Source organism: Pseudoalteromonas sp. L1 (assembly GCF_021728095.1).
GTDB lineage: Bacteria > Pseudomonadota > Gammaproteobacteria > Enterobacterales > Alteromonadaceae > Pseudoalteromonas.
In genome coordinates, this window is the sequence record NZ_JAKKCT010000002.1 from 400303 (window position 1) to 418099 (window position 17797).

12 protein-coding genes are annotated in these 17797 nt (G+C 41.4%); 6 read left to right on the plus strand and 6 right to left on the minus strand.

The window, feature by feature from the left end; all coding sequences use genetic code 11:
* Positions 1-15: 15 nt before the first annotated feature.
* The 5 genes from L3V38_RS07995 to L3V38_RS08015 are packed head-to-tail and all read right to left on the minus strand — an operon-like array spanning position 16 to position 9091.
* Positions 16-2535, minus strand: coding sequence for a glycogen/starch/alpha-glucan phosphorylase (locus tag L3V38_RS07995; RefSeq protein ID WP_130152299.1), 2520 nt, complete (start codon positions 2533-2535; stop codon positions 16-18).
* A gap of 4 nt (positions 2536-2539) precedes the next feature.
* Positions 2540-4582, minus strand: coding sequence for a glycogen debranching protein GlgX (gene glgX / locus L3V38_RS08000; protein WP_130152300.1), 2043 nt, complete (start codon positions 4580-4582; stop codon positions 2540-2542).
* The gene (gene glgB, locus L3V38_RS08005; protein ID WP_237119016.1) at positions 4572-6803 is read right to left on the minus strand and encodes a 1,4-alpha-glucan branching protein GlgB; all 2232 of its coding nucleotides are present in this window, start codon (positions 6801-6803) and stop codon (positions 4572-4574) included. The genes glgX and glgB overlap by 11 nt, the downstream gene beginning before the upstream one ends.
* Positions 6804-8780, minus strand: coding sequence for a 4-alpha-glucanotransferase (gene malQ, locus L3V38_RS08010; RefSeq protein ID WP_130152302.1), 1977 nt, complete (start codon positions 8778-8780; stop codon positions 6804-6806).
* Positions 8781-8791: 11 nt separating this feature from the next.
* A complete protein-coding gene (locus L3V38_RS08015; protein WP_062567102.1) occupies positions 8792-9091 on the minus strand; it encodes an isoamylase early set domain-containing protein in 300 nt (99 codons plus the stop codon).
* A gap of 592 nt (positions 9092-9683) precedes the next feature.
* Between L3V38_RS08015 and L3V38_RS08020 the strand changes: the two genes are divergently transcribed.
* Complete coding sequence (locus L3V38_RS08020) at positions 9684-11570, plus strand: EAL domain-containing protein (RefSeq protein WP_130152303.1); 1887 nt, start codon at positions 9684-9686, stop codon at positions 11568-11570.
* Between the two features lie 44 nt (positions 11571-11614).
* Entirely contained in the window at positions 11615-12535 is a 921-nt protein-coding gene (locus L3V38_RS08025) for a hypothetical protein (RefSeq protein ID WP_130152304.1), read from the plus strand.
* Positions 12536-12537: 2 nt separating this feature from the next.
* Here the strand turns inward: L3V38_RS08025 and L3V38_RS08030 are convergent, their stop codons facing one another.
* A complete protein-coding gene (locus L3V38_RS08030; protein WP_130152305.1) occupies positions 12538-12966 on the minus strand; it encodes an Lrp/AsnC family transcriptional regulator in 429 nt (142 codons plus the stop codon).
* A 204-nt stretch (positions 12967-13170) separates the two neighbouring features.
* Between L3V38_RS08030 and L3V38_RS08035 the strand changes: the two genes are divergently transcribed.
* From L3V38_RS08035 to L3V38_RS08050, 4 genes are read left to right on the plus strand one after another with little or no spacing between them, the layout of a single operon-like run.
* Positions 13171-14376: an aspartate aminotransferase family protein gene (locus L3V38_RS08035; protein ID WP_237119017.1), complete on the plus strand. Its 1206-nt coding sequence runs from the start codon at positions 13171-13173 to the stop codon at positions 14374-14376.
* A gap of 47 nt (positions 14377-14423) precedes the next feature.
* Complete coding sequence (astA, locus tag L3V38_RS08040) at positions 14424-15458, plus strand: arginine N-succinyltransferase (protein WP_237119018.1); 1035 nt, start codon at positions 14424-14426, stop codon at positions 15456-15458.
* An 18-nt stretch (positions 15459-15476) separates the two neighbouring features.
* Positions 15477-16949, plus strand: coding sequence for a succinylglutamate-semialdehyde dehydrogenase (gene astD, locus L3V38_RS08045; protein ID WP_237119019.1), 1473 nt, complete (start codon positions 15477-15479; stop codon positions 16947-16949).
* A gap of 40 nt (positions 16950-16989) precedes the next feature.
* Positions 16990-17793: a DUF1338 domain-containing protein gene (locus tag L3V38_RS08050; RefSeq protein ID WP_062567109.1), complete on the plus strand. Its 804-nt coding sequence runs from the start codon at positions 16990-16992 to the stop codon at positions 17791-17793.
* Positions 17794-17797 lie beyond the last annotated feature (4 nt).

The following is a 17797-nucleotide window of genomic DNA, read 5'->3' on the forward strand; positions in this document are numbered from 1 at the left end:
TCTCTCCGTCTTAAGTTAGCTACTTTTTTCTGTGTGTTGCTGTGTGCGAGTATCCAAAAGTGGCTCCAAATGCCATATGTCGTCACTGTATTGGCTTATGGTTCTATCGCTCGAAAACATACCACTGGCGGCCGTATTCAAAATGCTCATTTTGGTCCAATGTGATGTGTCTAAATAGGCTTGCTCAACATGTTCTTGCGCTTGTACAAAGCTGGCAAAATCATGGGCGACTAACCAAGGGTCGTGTGGACTTTTAATCGCGGCAATTATGTCGTCAAATAAATTGGGTTCAAAAAGATTAAAATGACCACTTTCAATGAGCTGCATCACTTTATATAAGCTGTCAGTTTGTTGGATAATTTGCTCAGGGTTATAGTGGGCTTTAATATCATCAATTTGTTCTGCTCGGGCACCAAATAAGAAAAAGTTGTCTGCACCAACCGCATCTCGAATCTCAATGTTTGCACCATCTAATGTGCCAATGGTCAGTGCACCATTCATCATGAACTTCATATTACCCGTGCCAGATGCTTCTTTACCTGCTGTTGAAATTTGCTCTGATAAATCCGTTGCAGGACAAATAGTTTCCATAGCAGTTACGTTATAATTAGGCAAAAACGCAACTCGTAAGTAGGGCTGAGCGAGTGGATCTTTATTGATAACCTCAGCAACGTTATTAATTAACTTAATGATCTTCTTCGCCATGTAATAACCAGGTGCTGCTTTGCCACCAAGTAACACACAGCGTGGCACGATATTGTCTGTGTGACCTTGACGAATTCGATCATATAAATGAATGATATGCAGTACATTTAAAAGCTGGCGTTTGTATTCATGAATACGCTTAACTTGCACATCGAACATCATTGAAGAATCAAACTCAACACCACAGCGAGCTTTGACTAAGTCAACTAAACGCTGTTTATTAATGCATTTAACTGCTTGCCATTGTTTGTGGAAGGCTTCATCGTCGTAATAACGACGTAGCTGGCTAATTTTGCTGAAATCAGCAACCCAATCATCACCGATTTTGCTGGTAATTAATGTACTTAACGCAGGGTTACAATGAGCAAGCCAACGACGAGGAGTCACACCATTTGTCTTGTTATTGAATTTGTTAGGCCATAATTGATAAAAGTCATTAAATAAGCCAGCTTTCAACAGCTCAGTATGCAGGGCTGCTACACCATTGACGGAGTAGCTACCAACAATCGCTAAATACGCCATACGAATTTGCGGTTCGCTACCTTCTTCAATTAACGACAAAGCTTGTTGCTTGCCAACATCCCCTGGCCACGCTTGTGCAACCTCAGCTAGAAAACGTGCATTAATCTCATAAATAATTTCTAATATACGGGGGAGTAAACGAGAAAATAATGACACCGACCACTTTTCAAGTGCTTCAGGTAAAAGTGTATGGTTTGTGTATGCCATTGTTTTTGTGGTAATTAGCCACGCTTCATCCCAATCAAGCTCATAATCATCCACAAGTAGTCTCATTAGCTCTGCTACCGCAATACTAGGGTGAGTGTCGTTTAACTGAAATACATGATGATCGGCAAAGTCAGAGAAGTCTTCACCGTACTGATTAACCCAAATATCAATGATGTCTTGAATACTGGCCGACGATAAAAAATATTGTTGACGTAAACGCAGCTCTTTACCGTTTTCGCTACTATCGTTGGGATATAGCACCATGGTAATTTGCTCTGCTAAGTTCTTACGTGCCACTGCCTCAGAATAACTACCTGCATTGAACTCACTTAAGTCAAACTCATCAGTGGCTTCTGACTTCCACAAACGCAAGGTGTTAACTATGTCATTTTTATAGCCAGGGATTGGCACATCATAAGGTACGGCGAGTACGTCTTGGGTATCAAGCCACTGACGATGCACTCGTCCTTGTTTATCTGTATAGCTTTCTAGGTGACCAAAAAATTTAACCCGTTTTGACTGCTCTGGTGCGCTTAATTCCCACGGATGCCCTTCTCGTAGCCAGTTATCTGGTTGCTCAACTTGATGGCCATTTTCAAGTGCCTGATTAAACATACCGTATTCGTAACGGATACCATAACCAATAACAGGCAGAGCAAGACTGGCGCAGCTATCCAAAAAACACGCTGCAAGACGCCCTAAACCGCCATTACCAAGCCCTGCATCGTGTTCAGCTTCTGCAACTTGTTCAAGCTCAGTACAATATTGCTGCAATGCTTTTTCAACTTGCTCATCTAAATCAAGATTCAAAATTGCATTGCCAAGTGCCCGTCCCATTAAAAACTCCAGTGATAAATAGGCAGTTTTTCGACGCTTTTGCTCATGTATTTGCTGCTTGGTAACACGGCAGCGAGCCACCAGCCTGTCACGTATTGTTAATGCTAACGCATGATATAAATACAGTTGTGACTTGCCGACTTTGTCACGCCCTAAGGTGTAGTAAAAATGGCGTGATAAATCATCCTCTAAGGTGCTTTCATCAATAATTGGCGCGTCTTGCCACCCTTTTACAACACATGCTTGCTCAGCATTTTTAGTCATGACTTTAGTCCTCTGAATTGGCGGTAAAAACCCAGCTACTCATTGCAGCTATTTGTTGTTCCATATCTTCATTGGCGGATATTGGATGAATACTGCTAACAGCGAGCTGCCACTTCGCTTTTTCTAAATGAGGAAGTTGACAGCTAACAGCCTCAGATCCTGCATTTAGAATGATTAAGAGTGCTTGATGTGTATGTTTATCGGTTAAGCTATACATTAGCAACTGACGCTCAGCTTCATGCCAGTCGTCCTGTTGCATCGCGATACCTTCTTCGGTAAACCATGCTACGTCATACCGCGTGTCATCATCGTGCACAAAGAAACGGTGCTTAAAGACACTAAATTGTTTGCGTAAACGCAGCACATCGTCAATGAATCGAGTCAATGGGTGGCTTAATTGAGAATCTTTCCAAGCAAGCCAACTGGTGCGGTTGTTTTGGCAATACGCATTATTATTACCGCCCTGTGAGTGAGCCATTTCACTGCCCGACGCAAGCATAGGCACGCCTTTGGAAAGCAATAACGTTAGCAACATATTTTTTTGTTGTTGTAATCGTAATGAGCTTACTTTTGCATCGTTAGTAAAGCCTTCAACTCCACAGTTAAATGAATAATTAGCACTATGACCATCACGATTTTGTTCACCATTAGCTTCATTATGCTTTTGTTCGTAACTGACTAAATCTGCAAGCGTAAATCCGTCATGGCTAGTAATAAAGTTAATGCTATTTAATGGGCCTCGTAAGTTATGCTCAAATAGATCGAAAGAACCATGCAAACGCTTTGCAAGTTCACCTATTAAGCCTAGCTCTTGTTTCCAAAAACGTCGAACGATATCGCGGTATTGATCATTCCACTCACGCCAAGGCGCAGGGAAAGCACCAAGTTGATAGCCTCCAGGCCCAATATCCCAAGGCTCAGCAATTAACTTTACTTTATTAAGTACAGGGTCTTGGTTTATTGCCTGTAAAAATGAATGAGCTTGATTAAAACCATGTGGGTTGCGCCCTAAGATAGTCGCAAGATCAAATCGAAAACCATCTACGCCCATTATTTCAACCCAATAGCGTAAACTATCGAGTACCAATTGTAATGTGCGTGGAGAGTCGATGTTGAGCGTATTGCCACACCCCGTATCATTAATATAATGTGATGGTTTATCAGCCACTGTTCGGTAATAGCCTAGATTATCTAAGCCTCGCAGTGATAATAAAGGTCCATCCGTGCCAGCCTCGGCAGTGTGGTTGTAAACAACATCTAAAATAACTTCAATGTCTGCTTTATGAAGGGCTGCCACCATATCTTGAAATTCACTGACATCATCTTTAACCAAGTAATCTTTGTGGGGAGTAAAAAAGTTTAAGGTGTTATAACCCCAATAATTTTGTAACCCTTTGGCAGTAAGAAACTGTTCACTAATAAAGGCTTGTACAGGCAATAACTCCAAGCAAGTTATGCCCAACGTACGTAAATGCTCAATGAAACGAGGATGGCTCAACCCTAAAAACTTTCCCTGTAATGATTTGGGAATGTCTGGGTGTCTGCATGTTGCCCCTTTAACATGACACTCATAAATCACGGTTTTGCCCCAGCTGTGATTTGGCCTTTTACCCGAATATGGCGTAACTTCTCCGACACGCGATTTTGGCATATCAATGGCATTATTCACTTCACTTAAGGTGCCTACCGGCATTTGCCCATAGTGGCGTTCACTCCAAGTGAATTCACCGTAAAAGTCCTGCGCATATGGATCTAACAGGAGTTTGTGTTTATTAAAAAACAGTCCTTTATCAGGTGCATATTCACCATCGGCACGAAAGCCATATAACGCCCCTTTTTTTAATGGGCTTACCAAAAGTGTCCACACACCCCCTTCATTCATATTCATCGGTAGCGTTAATACTTCCGAGTGACCACTACTGTCAAACAGGCACAGTGACATATGCTTTGCCTGTGGCGCGTACACAGCAAAGTTTACACCTTCTTCAACAACGGCTGACCCCAAAGGCTGCGTAGAACCGACTTCCAATCGTACACTATGACTCATGATTCACCTTTTTAAGGTAAATTGTGGCAAGGCCTGGTAAAGAAATACTCAAACTTTGTTTAAAACCATGGCTTAGCGTCATTTGCGTACTTATTGTTTGATTTACCTCGCCTGTCACCTCTACACCTGAGCCAAAATAATCTTGCTTATCGGTGTTAAAAATAACCTGATAATCACCCGCTTTTGGTACGCCAACGATGAAGTCATGATAGACCTGCGGGGTTAAATTGCTGATCACGATTACAAAATCATCGGCTTGTTTTGCATAGCGAATGAAACTAAAAATACTTTGCTTTGCATTGTTGCTATCGAGCCAAGCAAACCCTGCAGGGGTGGTGTCTTGTTCGTACAGTGCGGGCGTGTTGCGATAGAGCTCATTTAACTCTTTAATGGTTTGCTGCACACCACGGTGACTAATATGTTCAAGTAAGTGCCAATCTAATGATTGGTCGTGATTCCACTCGTTACGTTGCGCTATTTCAGCCCCCATAAAAAGGAGCTTTTTGCCTGGGTGAGCCCACATAAAGGCATAATATGCTCTTAAATTAGCGAACTTTTGCCAGTCATCGCCGGGCATTTTTTCAATAAGCGACCTTTTGCCATGTACAACCTCATCGTGACTGAGTGGCAAAATATAATTTTCACTATAGGCATAAACCATTGAGAAAGTCATTTCATGGTGGTGATGCGCACGGTATAGTGGGTCTCGCTGCATGTAGTGCAGACTGTCATTCATCCAGCCCATATTCCATTTGTAGCCAAATCCTAAGCCATCATGATCAACTTGGCGTGTAACACCAGGCCATGCTGTTGATTCTTCTGCCACCATCATGATGCCAGGATTATTTGCGTAGCAGCGCATATTCACTTGTTTTAAACACTCAATGGCCCCGAGATTTTCACGGCCGCCATATTGATTAGCAACCCACTGTCCTTCTTCACGGCTGTAATCTAAGTAAAGCATTGACGCCACAGCATCAACACGCAGACCATCAATACCAAATTCATGCAGCCAATACATCGCATTCGCAATCAAAAAACTGCGCACTTCAGCCCGATCATAGTTGTAGATATAGGTATTCCAATCTGGGTGAAACCCTTGACGAATATCTGCATGCTCATAAAGGTGAGTGCCATCAAAACAATGCAAACCATGCGGGTCACTTGGAAAATGCCCAGGCACCCAATCTAATATAACTCCTAAGTTTGCTTGATGACATTGATTAACAAAATAAACAAAATCTTCAAAGCTACCATAACGGCTTGTTGGCGCAAATAAACCTACCGGTTGATAACCCCATGAACCATCAAATGGGTATTCACTAATTGGCATTAACTGTAAGTGGGAAAAACCAAGCTCTTTGGTGTAAGGGATCAGACAATCTGCAAGCTCTCGCCATGTTAGATATCGATTATTATCTTGACGCTGCCAAGAACCTACATGCACTTCATATATACTTATTGGCGCATCAATACTATTGCGCTTGGCACGATTTGCCAGTGCGTGCTTGTCAAGGTGCACCTCTGCCTTGATACACTGTAAAACAGAAGCAGTTCCAGGTGCCTGTTGCATTTTGAATGCAAATGGATCCGCTTTTTCAAGTACTTCACCACTAAGAGTGGTAATCGCAAACTTGTAACATTGGTCTACTTTAAGTGCAGGAATAAATAACTCCCACACACCACTTGCAGGATGAAACCGCATAAAGTGGCGGCTGCGTTGCCAATAATTAAAATCTCCAATGACTGAGACACTCGCGGCGTTAGGTGCCCACACTACAAAACGGACCCCTTGTACACCCTGCTGATCTGTAAAATGAGCACCAAAGTGTTTATAAGCATGCTCAAGGCTTCCCTCATTGAATAAATACATTGCCTGCTCGTCGAGTGTACTGACAAAGCTATATTCATCGTACTGTTGCTCGCCCCCTTGCTCATAGTTGACGTCAAGTTTGTACTCAGGAGCAGACTCTGTTTGGATTGTCGCAACAAACAAATCACTCTGCCCTTGTCTGTGTGCAGGCACTGTAAGTGAGTCGAGCACAACGGATACTGTTTTTGCTCCTGGTAAAAAGCAACGTACCTCATAACTTTCACTATTCACTTTATGTGGCCCTAAAAAGCTGAATGGATCTTTAAAGCAGCCCGCAGTTAAAGCCGTGATCTGTGCCTGATAAATCAGTGGTTGTTCAATGTGCTCTTGGCGGACACGACTTTGCATTTATTGCTTCCTTATGGAGATTAAATTGGCTAACAATGATGCTTTAGAATCGATGATATGCTTTGTCGGACGTGACAATAAACGCCGCCAATTTGGGTATTCTTGATCAGTGCCTGGGATGTTTACGGGCAATACTTGCTCGTCTAAATCATCTATTTGAATGGTAAATAACTGTGCAGGAGCCTTAGCAAGACATGTCGCTAATGCTTCATACACTTCTTGTGCCTGTGCATTAGAGCTTAACTCCTTAGCACTTTGACGATTAATAAAATGCAACATCCTTTGCTTTTCAATGTCTCGCGCTGTAGTGAGTTCATAGCTCTCGGCCTCATCTATCAATCCATATTGCTGTTTTACAGTGATATCATAACCAGTCCACCAACCAGAAAATGGCGGGACATCATGATTAGCAATCATTAATAAACTATGCTGCGAAAAATGTTCAGCTGAGAGAAACTCCCCATCCTGATCTTTTTCAAAATAAAACAAACCATTTGAATAAATAGCACTTGCTGCAAGTGCCTCTCTTACTTCATTAGGGACAACCCCTAAATCTTCACCAATTACGACACACTGATTAAGATGAGATTCTATTTTTAAAATGGCAAGAAGGTGCTCAAATGGGTAATAAACATAACAACCATCTTGCTGTCCTTGACTCTCAAAACACCACCATAATCTGCGTATAGCCATAACATGGTCAATTCTCAGCCCGCCTACATCTTCCATATTGGCGCGAATTAAAGAACGGTAAAATGCAAAGTGATCTGTGCTGAGTTTTTGTGGGTCTAATGCAGGTAGCCCCCAGTTTTGGCCTTGCTCTGCCCAAGGGTCCGGTGGTGCACCAACATAAGCACCATGAGAAAATAACGCATATTGACTTTTAAACTCACTGCCATCTCCAGCGCAGCCCACTGCCAAGTCGTTTATTAAACCAATATCCATATAGCAATCAACTGCTAACTGTTGGCAAAAGTTTAGCTGAGAGTGCGCAAGCCACTGTAAGTAACTTGCGTATCGGCTATCTTCGGCATCCAGTGTTGCTAGGCTTTGGCTATGTACGTTACAAAACTCGTCGAATTGGGCTTTACGTTCGTCCGATGCGGTATTGCAAAAGTGTGCGTATAAGCAATTGAATACTTTATATTTAAAATCAGAGACTAAGGTGTAATCTATGAACTGTTCTGAGTTTATTGGCAGCTCAGCCATTAATTTTTCAAGCTCAGTATTGTGCTTTGCGTCCTCACATAGAGACACCGCTATATACAGCGGATTTAACAAAGCACGGCTGTTTGGGCTGTATGGACTTGCCCGCTCTGGGGTGTGTTCAAAAAGTAAATGTAGTGGGTTTAGTAAAATATAATCCATCCCATGGCTGGCCGCATCACGAATAAGGGAAGCCAAGTCAGCAAAATCACCAATACCAAAGCCTGCATGATTCACTAAACTGTAGAGCTGAATAGATAAACCCAAACGTCTTTTATCTTCAACTTGATAACATGTTTGAGGGGTTATCCAAAGTTGACTACAACCGTGTTGATCTGCCACAGATATATACGCATCATGATAACCAATAGGCATATGCGGCACAGGTAGTGCAACCTCAATATAACGAACACCATTTAAGCCATAGTCACCTAATACATCTAAACCTACAAAGCTTTCTCTGTGAGCGGTTACTCCGAGTGACGGGATTGATAGCTCACAATGATGCTCAAGTAAGCGCTCATCTATACGCACTTTTAATAGTCGGTTTTCAGCGTTAACAAGGCTTACCGGCGGCAATAAATTGAGCCAATTACCTGCATCAAGCGTAAAGTTTAGCTGTTCAATTGTATTTATGTCGTCAGTATGAATACCGCAGCAACGTAAGGCAGAAGCGCGAGTATTCTCATCGAAAACAACATGCTCACCTGTGTACTTTGTATACTCGTAGCCAATACCATAAAGATAAAATAACTGCGAAAGTGACTGCATTAATGCACCTATTAAGCGCGTTGAGTGTTTACAACACTATTCTCAGTACCAAAAACGTTAGGAGTATAAGCGTCAGCTTGATGGTCGTTATCCCAAACATGACCATTAATGAGGTAACGAAAGTGAAATTGTTTATCGAGCGGTAAACGCTGCTTGCACTTGAAAACCTGTTCTTTTTTGTTGTATTTCATTGGCACTGGCTGCCAATCTGTAAACTCTGCAACTAATTGCACATTTTCAGCGTCTGGGTGCTGAAATTCAAAAGTAACTTCGGTTTCGTCTTTGGTTTTAAAAAAACGTTTACTTAACATAGTGGGCTCCAATTCAACCAAATGGTTAATTAATCCTTGCCACAGTGCCGTGTTCAACTACTCAACAGTCGGGGCTGTGTATTACATGCGCTAAAAACTGCCTAAAAGAACATGTACCTTACTTAGTAAATCAAATCTTTGTTTACGCATTATGACAGTGCAAAATATTTGCATACGCACCATAGCAGTGCATAAAACAAACAAAAACATGATTAATCAAACTTCTAACCTTAAGTCAGCAATAAATGAACCAATTTGAGAGTTAAAGTTATTATTTACTCTTAGTACTAAACTTAAGTAATTTCTCAGTAAAAAGTAGTTAATAAGTAAAGGTTGGTAAAGTGAATAAAATTGAAGTTAACGATGCAATTAAAAGCATTTTCTAAACACTCAGGGAGCTTATTATTGCACTAAATAAGTACAACTTTTTTCTTGTTTAATCATTAACAATCTAATTACATTACAAAAGGTTTGTCTATTTTAGTGACAAGCCATATACTGAAAAAATTAACTTATGGGTTGGTAAACAATATAATAGTGCCCAGGACGGTAGTGAATAATGGCCAATGCTCTTCGTATAGTATGCAGTTGTATGATAACCATAGTAGCTTTCTTGTATGGTTTGAATATTTTATTAGTTAAACAAGTTAACGATCTTTCTTATCAACCAAGCACAACTGTGCTTTCAACTTTTGCAAGCACCTCATCGAATATAGAGCCTGCCCCTTGGTACAACATCCTGTTAAGTGGTCAATACACGCTCACTCATAACAACCAAAATTACGTTGTCGTTAAAGCCGACACACAAACAGTCACGGCAATTGAGACAAAGCAGCTCATTACTTCAACTTTGATGGCACCTATTAATATTATCATTTTGTTGCTGTTAATTATTGCTATCACATGGTTGGTCAGCCTAAGACGTCAAAGCGATAGCATGAAACAGACGATTAAAGAACTTAACATTCAAACTTCAGCCCTACTCTCCAGCCTAAACCTTACTAACACACATTCAGCTTCGCAATCTACCCTTTGTAATTTGCAAGCAAATGTTCATGCCTTGAGCGCGCACATTACCACCTACACTCGCGAGTCTCAGGCGAGTATTTGCCAAGACAAATTGACCCTACTGATAGACCGTCATGCATATTTAGAGCATTTAGCCAGACAACTAAGTGTTGCAGAGATAGATAAACTCAATTGTGCGCTTTTATTTATCGATTTAGATGGTTTTAAGCAGGTAAATGATTCATTTGGCCACAGCTTTGGCGATGAAGTACTTATTCAGGTAGCAGCTCGCTTAACGGGTGTGCTTCGCCATCACAAGCTCAATAATATTTCTGCCACCAGCCAGCTTGAACAAAACTTAGCTCGCTTGGGAGGAGATGAATTTTCTATCTTTATTAATCACCTGACCTCGAAAGAACAAGCACTTGAAGTTGCTAAAAATGTTTTAAAAGAAATCGAGAGGGATTTTGTACTCGGTAATAAGCTGATTAAGATCAGCGCAAGCATAGGCATTGCAACCTACCCTGACAGCGCAGCGACACCTCACGCATTACTGCAAATGGCTGATGTGGCGATGTATCGTGCCAAAACTGATGGCCGTGGTATTTTTAAAGTGTATTCGCCTGAAATGGGCAATAAAATGCGTCGCTATCATTACTTACTCGAGGAAATGCGCCTTGCAATTGCCTCTGAAAATTTTCATTTATTCTTTCAACCGATCGTAGATGTTGACGATTGCGCAATCGATTATTTTGAAGCTTTGGTACGCTGGGAGCATCCAGTTGAGGGCGCTATTTCACCTGTTGAGTTTATTCCTATTGCTGAAGAATCGAATCTTATTCTAGAACTCGGCGATTGGATCATGCTTGAATCATGTCGGCAGATGGCTGCATGGTATAACGCGGGGATGAAGAAAGTTAAAATATCGGTGAATATTTCTGGCATTCAGTTAAAACACCGTGCAATTTATGATTGGGTAATGGCCAAACTTTCTAAAACAGGACTGCCAGCAACTGCTGTTATGTTGGAAATAACAGAGTCGACATTAATCACCGCAAGTAAAAAAATTATCAACGACCTAGAAAAATTACGCCGTGAGGGTATCACTATCGCCATTGATGACTTTGGTACTGGTTTTAGCTCTTTAAGCACCCTTGCTGACTTACCGATTGATGTAATAAAACTGGACAGACTGTTTATTGCGCAAGCCAATGACAACCCAAAATATAATAAAATACTTCACTCTGTCAGTGAGTTAGGCCATAAACTGGGGTTAAAGATTGTGGCTGAAGGCGTTGAAGAGCTTGCACAATTTGAGCTAGTTAAATCAATGGGTATTAGAAGTGTGCAGGGTTACTTAGTTAGCCAACCAGAATCATCTTTTAATGTAGGCCATAAAGTACTCCAAGATAACGTCAATTTTATTGCAACAACAGGCACAAGTGTTTGGAATATACAGAGACAACATTAATAAGCTATAATCACATTTAATATCTAAATCCCAATTCCTTGTTAATGTTGAAAAAAAGCCTATTAATTACACTAACCCTGTGCGTGACACTTACCGGTATTTTTATCGGTACATCAATTTATACTTTATACAGTAAAAAACGCTTATCTGTTGATCCTAAAGTCAAAGAAATATCAGGGATAGAATTTGATAAAAAGCATCGCCTATGGGCAATTAACGACAGTGGCGACCAGCCAAAACTGTATCGTTTAAATGAGGATGGCTCAATCGCAAAAGAAGTGCTAGTCACCAATGCCAAAAACATTGATTGGGAAGATATGACTCAAAATAGGTTCGGGCATTTCTTTTTAGGGGATTTTGGCAATAATAACAATGACCGAAAATGGCTAACCATTTATAAAATAGAAAATCCTATTGATATAAAAGGCAATACAACACAAGCTGAAATCATAAAATTCACCTACCCTGAAATGGATGGCAGCCCAATCCTCCCCAATAAACGTAACTTTGACTTAGAAGCATTTGTTGCTTTTAACCATCATTTGTATTTATTTACCAAAAACCGTACCGAGCCATTCGATGGAATTACCAATGTTTATAAAGTAGGTGACCATGCAGCAAATTTCGATGCCGAATTAATTGACTCATTCAAAACCTGTACAACGATGGAAAAGTTATGCTGGGTCACATCTGCCGCATTAAGCCCTGACAGAAGTAAACTTGTTTTACTTGACTCGACCAGCATCTGGTTATTTGAAAACTTCAAAGGCGACAAGTTCTTCTCAGGTGATGTATCACGTATAGACTTAGGCATAGTCACTCAAAAAGAAGCCATCACATTTTACGATGACAACACCATCGTGTTTACCGATGAAGAATTTAAAGGTATTGGTGGCAATGCTTATGTGATTAAGTTAGACGAAGTTAAAAAAGTGATTATTAACAAAGCACCGTACTCTAAATAACCTTAACGTTTAAACTTCGTCTCTAAAATCACCGATGACGTTGTTCGCTCAACACCATCTAAGTTACCAATGTCATCTAGCAGGTGGCTCAGCTTTTCAAGGTTTTGCGCTTGCACAACGGCAATCAAATCAAACTCACCACTAATTGCATAGAGCTGTGAAATAGCATCAATCTGCTTTAGTTCAAGATTCGTTTTGGTGGTCAATTTTTGTTTCACTTTAATCGAAACGTGAGCCGATACCATTTGGCTCAAATAAGCATCACCATAATCTACGCTATAGCCTTTGATCACACCTGTTTCTTCTAGTTTTAACATTCGGCTTTGCACTGTTGAGCGCGATAAGTTAAGCGCCCTGGCAAGGTCTGAAATACTCGCACGGGCATTTGTTCTTAGTATAGATAATAGCTTTTCGTCTTGTGTCGTTATCACTTTGACTACTCTTTTCGTTAATTTGCTTTTTATTTTAGTCATTTTTCACAAAATAGCACTGCAAATTTAAGTTCCTAACCCAGATAATAGTAAAAATAGATAAGAAAAATAATTTCATCGTGCTTAATTAGGCAGGAACGGCTTAACTGACCTATTTTTTGCAATTTAACTTTTTTCATACTAAGCCATATTTAGGTGCAACAAATGCAAGTAACAAGAGAACTTTTTAACGACGTAATGGTACCAAACTACAACCCATCAGAGGTTATTCCTGTTCGCGGTGAAGGCTCACGTGTTTGGGATCAAAACGGTAAAGAATTTATCGATTTTGCAGGTGGTATTGCCGTTAACTGTTTAGGCCATTGTCACCCAGCTCTTGTCAATGCGCTTAAAGAGCAAGGCGAAAAAATTTGGCACTTATCAAACGTAATGACAAACGAGCCTGCACTGCGCTTAGCTAAAAAGTTAACGGACGCTACATTTGCAGATAAAGTGTATTTTGCAAACTCAGGTGCAGAAGCCAACGAGGCAGCATTAAAATTAGCGCGTCGCTGGGCATTAGATGTACACGGCGAGCAAAAGAACCAAATCATCGCGTTTAACAAAGGTTTCCACGGTCGTACATTCTTCACTGTTACCGTAGGTGGTCAAGCTGCTTACTCTGATGGCTTTGGCCCTAAACCTGCTGCTGTTGATCACTGTGACTATAACGATTTAGCTGCGTTTGAAGCACTTATCAGCGACAACACATGTGCCGTAATGATGGAGCCATTACAAGGTGAAGGCGGTATCATTTCGCCAACGAGCGAATTTATTAAAGGTGTTCGCGCGTTATGTGACAAACACAATGCTTTACTTATTTTTGATGAAGTACAAACAGGTGTTGGCCGTACCGGCGATTTATACGCATACCAAGGTTTAGGTGTAACACCAGATATTCTTACGACAGCAAAAGCGCTAGGTGGTGGTTTCCCTATCGGTGCGATGATCACAACGGCGAGCATTGCAGAGCATTTAAAAGTAGGCACACATGGTTCAACTTACGGCGGTAACCCACTTGCATGTGCTGTAGCTGAAGCGGCTTTTGATACTGTTAATAGCGAAGAAGTACTCGCTGGTGTTAAAGAGCGTGAACAACTTTTACGCGACGGTTTTGCTGCAATCAGCGAAAAATACGACGTATTTAGTGAAGTACGTGGTAAAGGCCTATTATTAGGTGCGGTACTTAACAGCAAATTTGAAGGCCGTGCACGTGATTTCCTAGTAGCAAGCACAAAACACGGTTTAATGAGCCTTGTTGCGGGTACAAACGTTGTGCGCTTTACGCCATCTTTAGTTATCCCTCTTGAGGATATCAAAGAAGGTTTAGCTCGCTTTGAAAAAGCGGTTGCAGACGTTGTAAACGGTTAATTCTAGTTGGCGTGCTGTTAAACCAGTGCGCCATCGGAGAGCAATGAATGCAAGTATTACGTCCTATCACAGCAAATGATTTTGCTGCGTTAAAGCAAATAGCGATGGAGTCTGGTCATGGGTTTACCTCATTACCTGTTGATGACACCTTGCTACAAGAAAAAATCGACCGCGCCGAGCAAAGTTTTGCAAAAAACATCAATAAACCACAAGACGAAACCTATTTATTTGTTTTAGAAGACAGTAAAACGGGTGACGTTATCGGCACTACAGCTATTGAAGCCGCTGTAGGTATGTCGGTGCCTTTGTATCATTACCATCTTGGAAAAACTGTTCACCATTCACGTACTCTCAACGTGTATAACACCGTTGATATTCTGAGTATGTGTAATGACTACACAGGCTGCTCAGAGATTTGCACCTTGTTCTTACGTGAGCAAAATCGCAAAGGTTTAACGGGTCGCTTTTTATCACGTTCTCGCTTTTTATTTATGGCCCAGCACAGTGAGCGTTTTGCTGACACTATCATCGCAGAAATGCGTGGTGTGAGTGATGAAGACGGTCATTCACCTTTTTGGCAGTGGTTACAAGAACACTTTTTTAGCATTGAGTTCCCGCAGGCTGATCACTTAGTGGGTTTAGGCGATAAAGTTTTTATCAGCGAATTAATGCCTAAGTACCCTATTTATGCCAACTTACTAAGCAAAAAAGCCCAAGCTGTGATTGGTAAGGTTCATGAAAAAACTAAGCCTGCACTTAAACTGTTAGAAAAAGAAGGGTTTGAGCACCGTGGGTATGTCGACCTATTTGATGCAGGGCCCACTGTTGAAGCAAAACTTGGCAATATTCGCAGTGTTCGTGAGTCACAAGTGTGCCCTATCACCATCGGTGAGCTTGCACACATTAATGAGAAAAGCTCAGATACATTAGCTATATGTAATCAAGGCGTGAATGACTTTAGAGCCACATTCACCAAACATGCTCATTATAACCACGCTAAGCACACGCTAATCATCAGCCAAGAAGTGGCAGATGCACTTAAATTAAAACAAGGGGATGCAGCACGGTTCTTCCGTTTGTAACCACTTAAGGAGTTTAAAATGAGTGTCACAACTCAACTTATCGATAACCAATGGCAAGCAGGCCTTGGTCATGATTTTAGCTCAATCAACCCAAGTAATGGCGAGGTTGTTTGGCAAGGTAAAACAGCCACTGCTGAACAAGTCGCTGATGCAATCAAAGCAGCTCGCAGTGCTCAGCTTGGCTGGGCTGATATGGCCCTTGAAAAGCGTATTGTTATTCTTGAAAACTTTGCGGCTCAGCTTAAAGAGCACAGCGAAGAGTTTGCAACCATCATCGCCCGTGAAACAGGTAAACCACTTTGGGAAACACGAACCGAAGTAGGCGCAATGACGGGTAAGATTGCCATTTCAATCAGAGCCTATCACGAACGTACGGGTACCACAGAAAACCCAATGCCTGGCGCTAAAGCATTTATTCGTCATAAGCCACATGGTGTTGTTGCGGTGTTTGGTCCTTATAACTTCCCGGGTCACTTACCGAACGGTCATATTGTGCCTGCTATTTTAGCGGGTAATACAGTTGTATTTAAGCCATCAGAACTAACGCCTCATGTTGCTGAGTTCACTTTAAAGCTTTGGCTAAAAGCAGGCTTACCAGCCGGTGTTATCAACCTTGTACAGGGTGAAGTAGACACAGGTATTGCATTGGCTTCTCATCAAGACATTGATGGCTTATTCTTTACGGGTAGCTCTAATACAGGCCACTTATTACATAAGCAATTTGCAGGTCACCCAGGTAAAATCTTAGCGCTAGAAATGGGCGGTAATAACCCACTGATCGTAAAAGATGTCGCAGATGTAAGTGCCGCTGTTCACGATATTATTCAGTCTGGTTTCATTACGTCTGGCCAACGTTGTACCTGTTCTCGTCGTTTATTCATTGAGAACTCGGCAAATGGCGATGCAATTTTAGAAAAATTAATTGCTGCAACAAAACACATTAAAGTCGCCGACAGCTTCAGCGAAGATCAACCATTTATGGGTGCAATGATCAGCGAAAAAGCAGCCTTAGGTATGGTTGCAGCTCAGCAGCAGTTACTTGATATGGGAGCAACCTCGCTTGTCGAGCTTAAGCATCTTGAAGCGGGTACTGGTTTTGTAAGCCCAGGTATTATTGATGTAACGGCTGTTAAAGACATGCCTGATGAAGAGCACTTTGGTCCGCTTATCAAGGTATACCGTTATACAGATTTCGATAGTGCGATTAATGAAGCAAATAACACCTCATTTGGTTTATCTGCTGGTTTATTAAGTGATGATAGCGATGACTACCAGCATTTCTTAAAACGTATTCGTGCCGGTATCGTTAACTGGAACCGACCAATTACAGGCGCATCAAGCGCTGCACCGTTTGGTGGTATTGGTGCCAGTGGTAACCACAGAGCGAGCGCTTATTACGCAGCTGATTACTGTGCTTACCCTGTTGCTTCTGTTGAAGCCGATAAAGTTAACTTACCACAGACCCTTGCGCCGGGCTTAATTATTGAATAATTGTTTGGCGGCCTCGCCGCCTTAATTGAAGGAATTAAACATGCACACAGATGTAAACGCCCTATTTGAAAACCTATGGGACAACTATTTATCAGTTACGCCATCAGCGGTTAAAGTACATGAGTTACTTGGCTCTACACAAAAAGATGACGTGATTAACGATCACATCGCTCTACGTACTTTTAACCATGAAAAAATTGGTTTAGAAAAACTAGCTGCGCACTTTTTAGCAGTTGGCTACAAAGAATGCGGCGAGTATCACTTCGAAGCGAAAAAGCTATACGCTAAACACTTCGAACACTCAGATCCTAAGCAACCTAAAGTTTTCATCTCTGAATTACTTGTTGAGCAATGCTCAGAAGAATTACAAGCTATCGTTAACGATATGGTTGAACAGATTGACGAAAACGCTGTAACAGCGGATAATTTCCTTTACTCAGGTACGCACTGGCAAGTAAGTTCAGACACTTACAAAAAACTGCTAGCAGAAAGCGAATATGCAGCATGGATGTCAGCGTGGGGTTACCGTGCTAATCACTTTACCGTGAGCATCAATGAATTGGCTAAATTCGATGATATCGAAAGTGTAAACCAAGCACTTAAAGATGCGGGTTTTGCGCTAAATACATCGGGTGGTGAAATCAAAGGTTCACCAGAGGTTTTACTTGAGCAATCTTCAACCCTTGCTGATGACAGCGAAGTTGAATTTAGCGATGGTGTTGTTGCCGTACCGAGTTGTTTTTATGAGTTCGCTCTGCGTTATGCAAAGCCAGATGGCGAGCTATACACAGGTTTTGTTGCAGCATCAGCAGACAAAATTTTTGAGAGCACCAATGCTCGATAAATAG

Excerpts from the sequence above, each read along its gene's own strand:
- L3V38_RS07995 (WP_130152299.1), bottom strand. The coding sequence starts at position 2,535 with ATGACTAAAAATGCTGAGCAAGCATGTGTTGTAAAAGGGTGGCAAGAC.
- L3V38_RS08050 (WP_062567109.1), top strand. The coding sequence starts at position 16,990 with ATGCACACAGATGTAAACGCCCTATTTGAAAACCTATGGGACAACTAT.
- L3V38_RS08035 (WP_237119017.1), top strand. The coding sequence starts at position 13,171 with ATGCAAGTAACAAGAGAACTTTTTAACGACGTAATGGTACCAAACTAC.
- L3V38_RS08015 (WP_062567102.1), bottom strand. The coding sequence starts at position 9,091 with ATGTTAAGTAAACGTTTTTTTAAAACCAAAGACGAAACCGAAGTTACT.
- glgB (WP_237119016.1), bottom strand. The coding sequence starts at position 6,803 with ATGCAAAGTCGTGTCCGCCAAGAGCACATTGAACAACCACTGATTTAT.
- L3V38_RS08020 (WP_130152303.1), top strand. The coding sequence starts at position 9,684 with ATGATAACCATAGTAGCTTTCTTGTATGGTTTGAATATTTTATTAGTT.
- astA (WP_237119018.1), top strand. The coding sequence starts at position 14,424 with ATGCAAGTATTACGTCCTATCACAGCAAATGATTTTGCTGCGTTAAAG.
- astD (WP_237119019.1), top strand. The coding sequence starts at position 15,477 with ATGAGTGTCACAACTCAACTTATCGATAACCAATGGCAAGCAGGCCTT.
- malQ (WP_130152302.1), bottom strand. The coding sequence starts at position 8,780 with ATGCAGTCACTTTCGCAGTTATTTTATCTTTATGGTATTGGCTACGAG.
- glgX (WP_130152300.1), bottom strand. The coding sequence starts at position 4,582 with ATGAGTCATAGTGTACGATTGGAAGTCGGTTCTACGCAGCCTTTGGGG.
- L3V38_RS08025 (WP_130152304.1), top strand. The coding sequence starts at position 11,615 with ATGTTGAAAAAAAGCCTATTAATTACACTAACCCTGTGCGTGACACTT.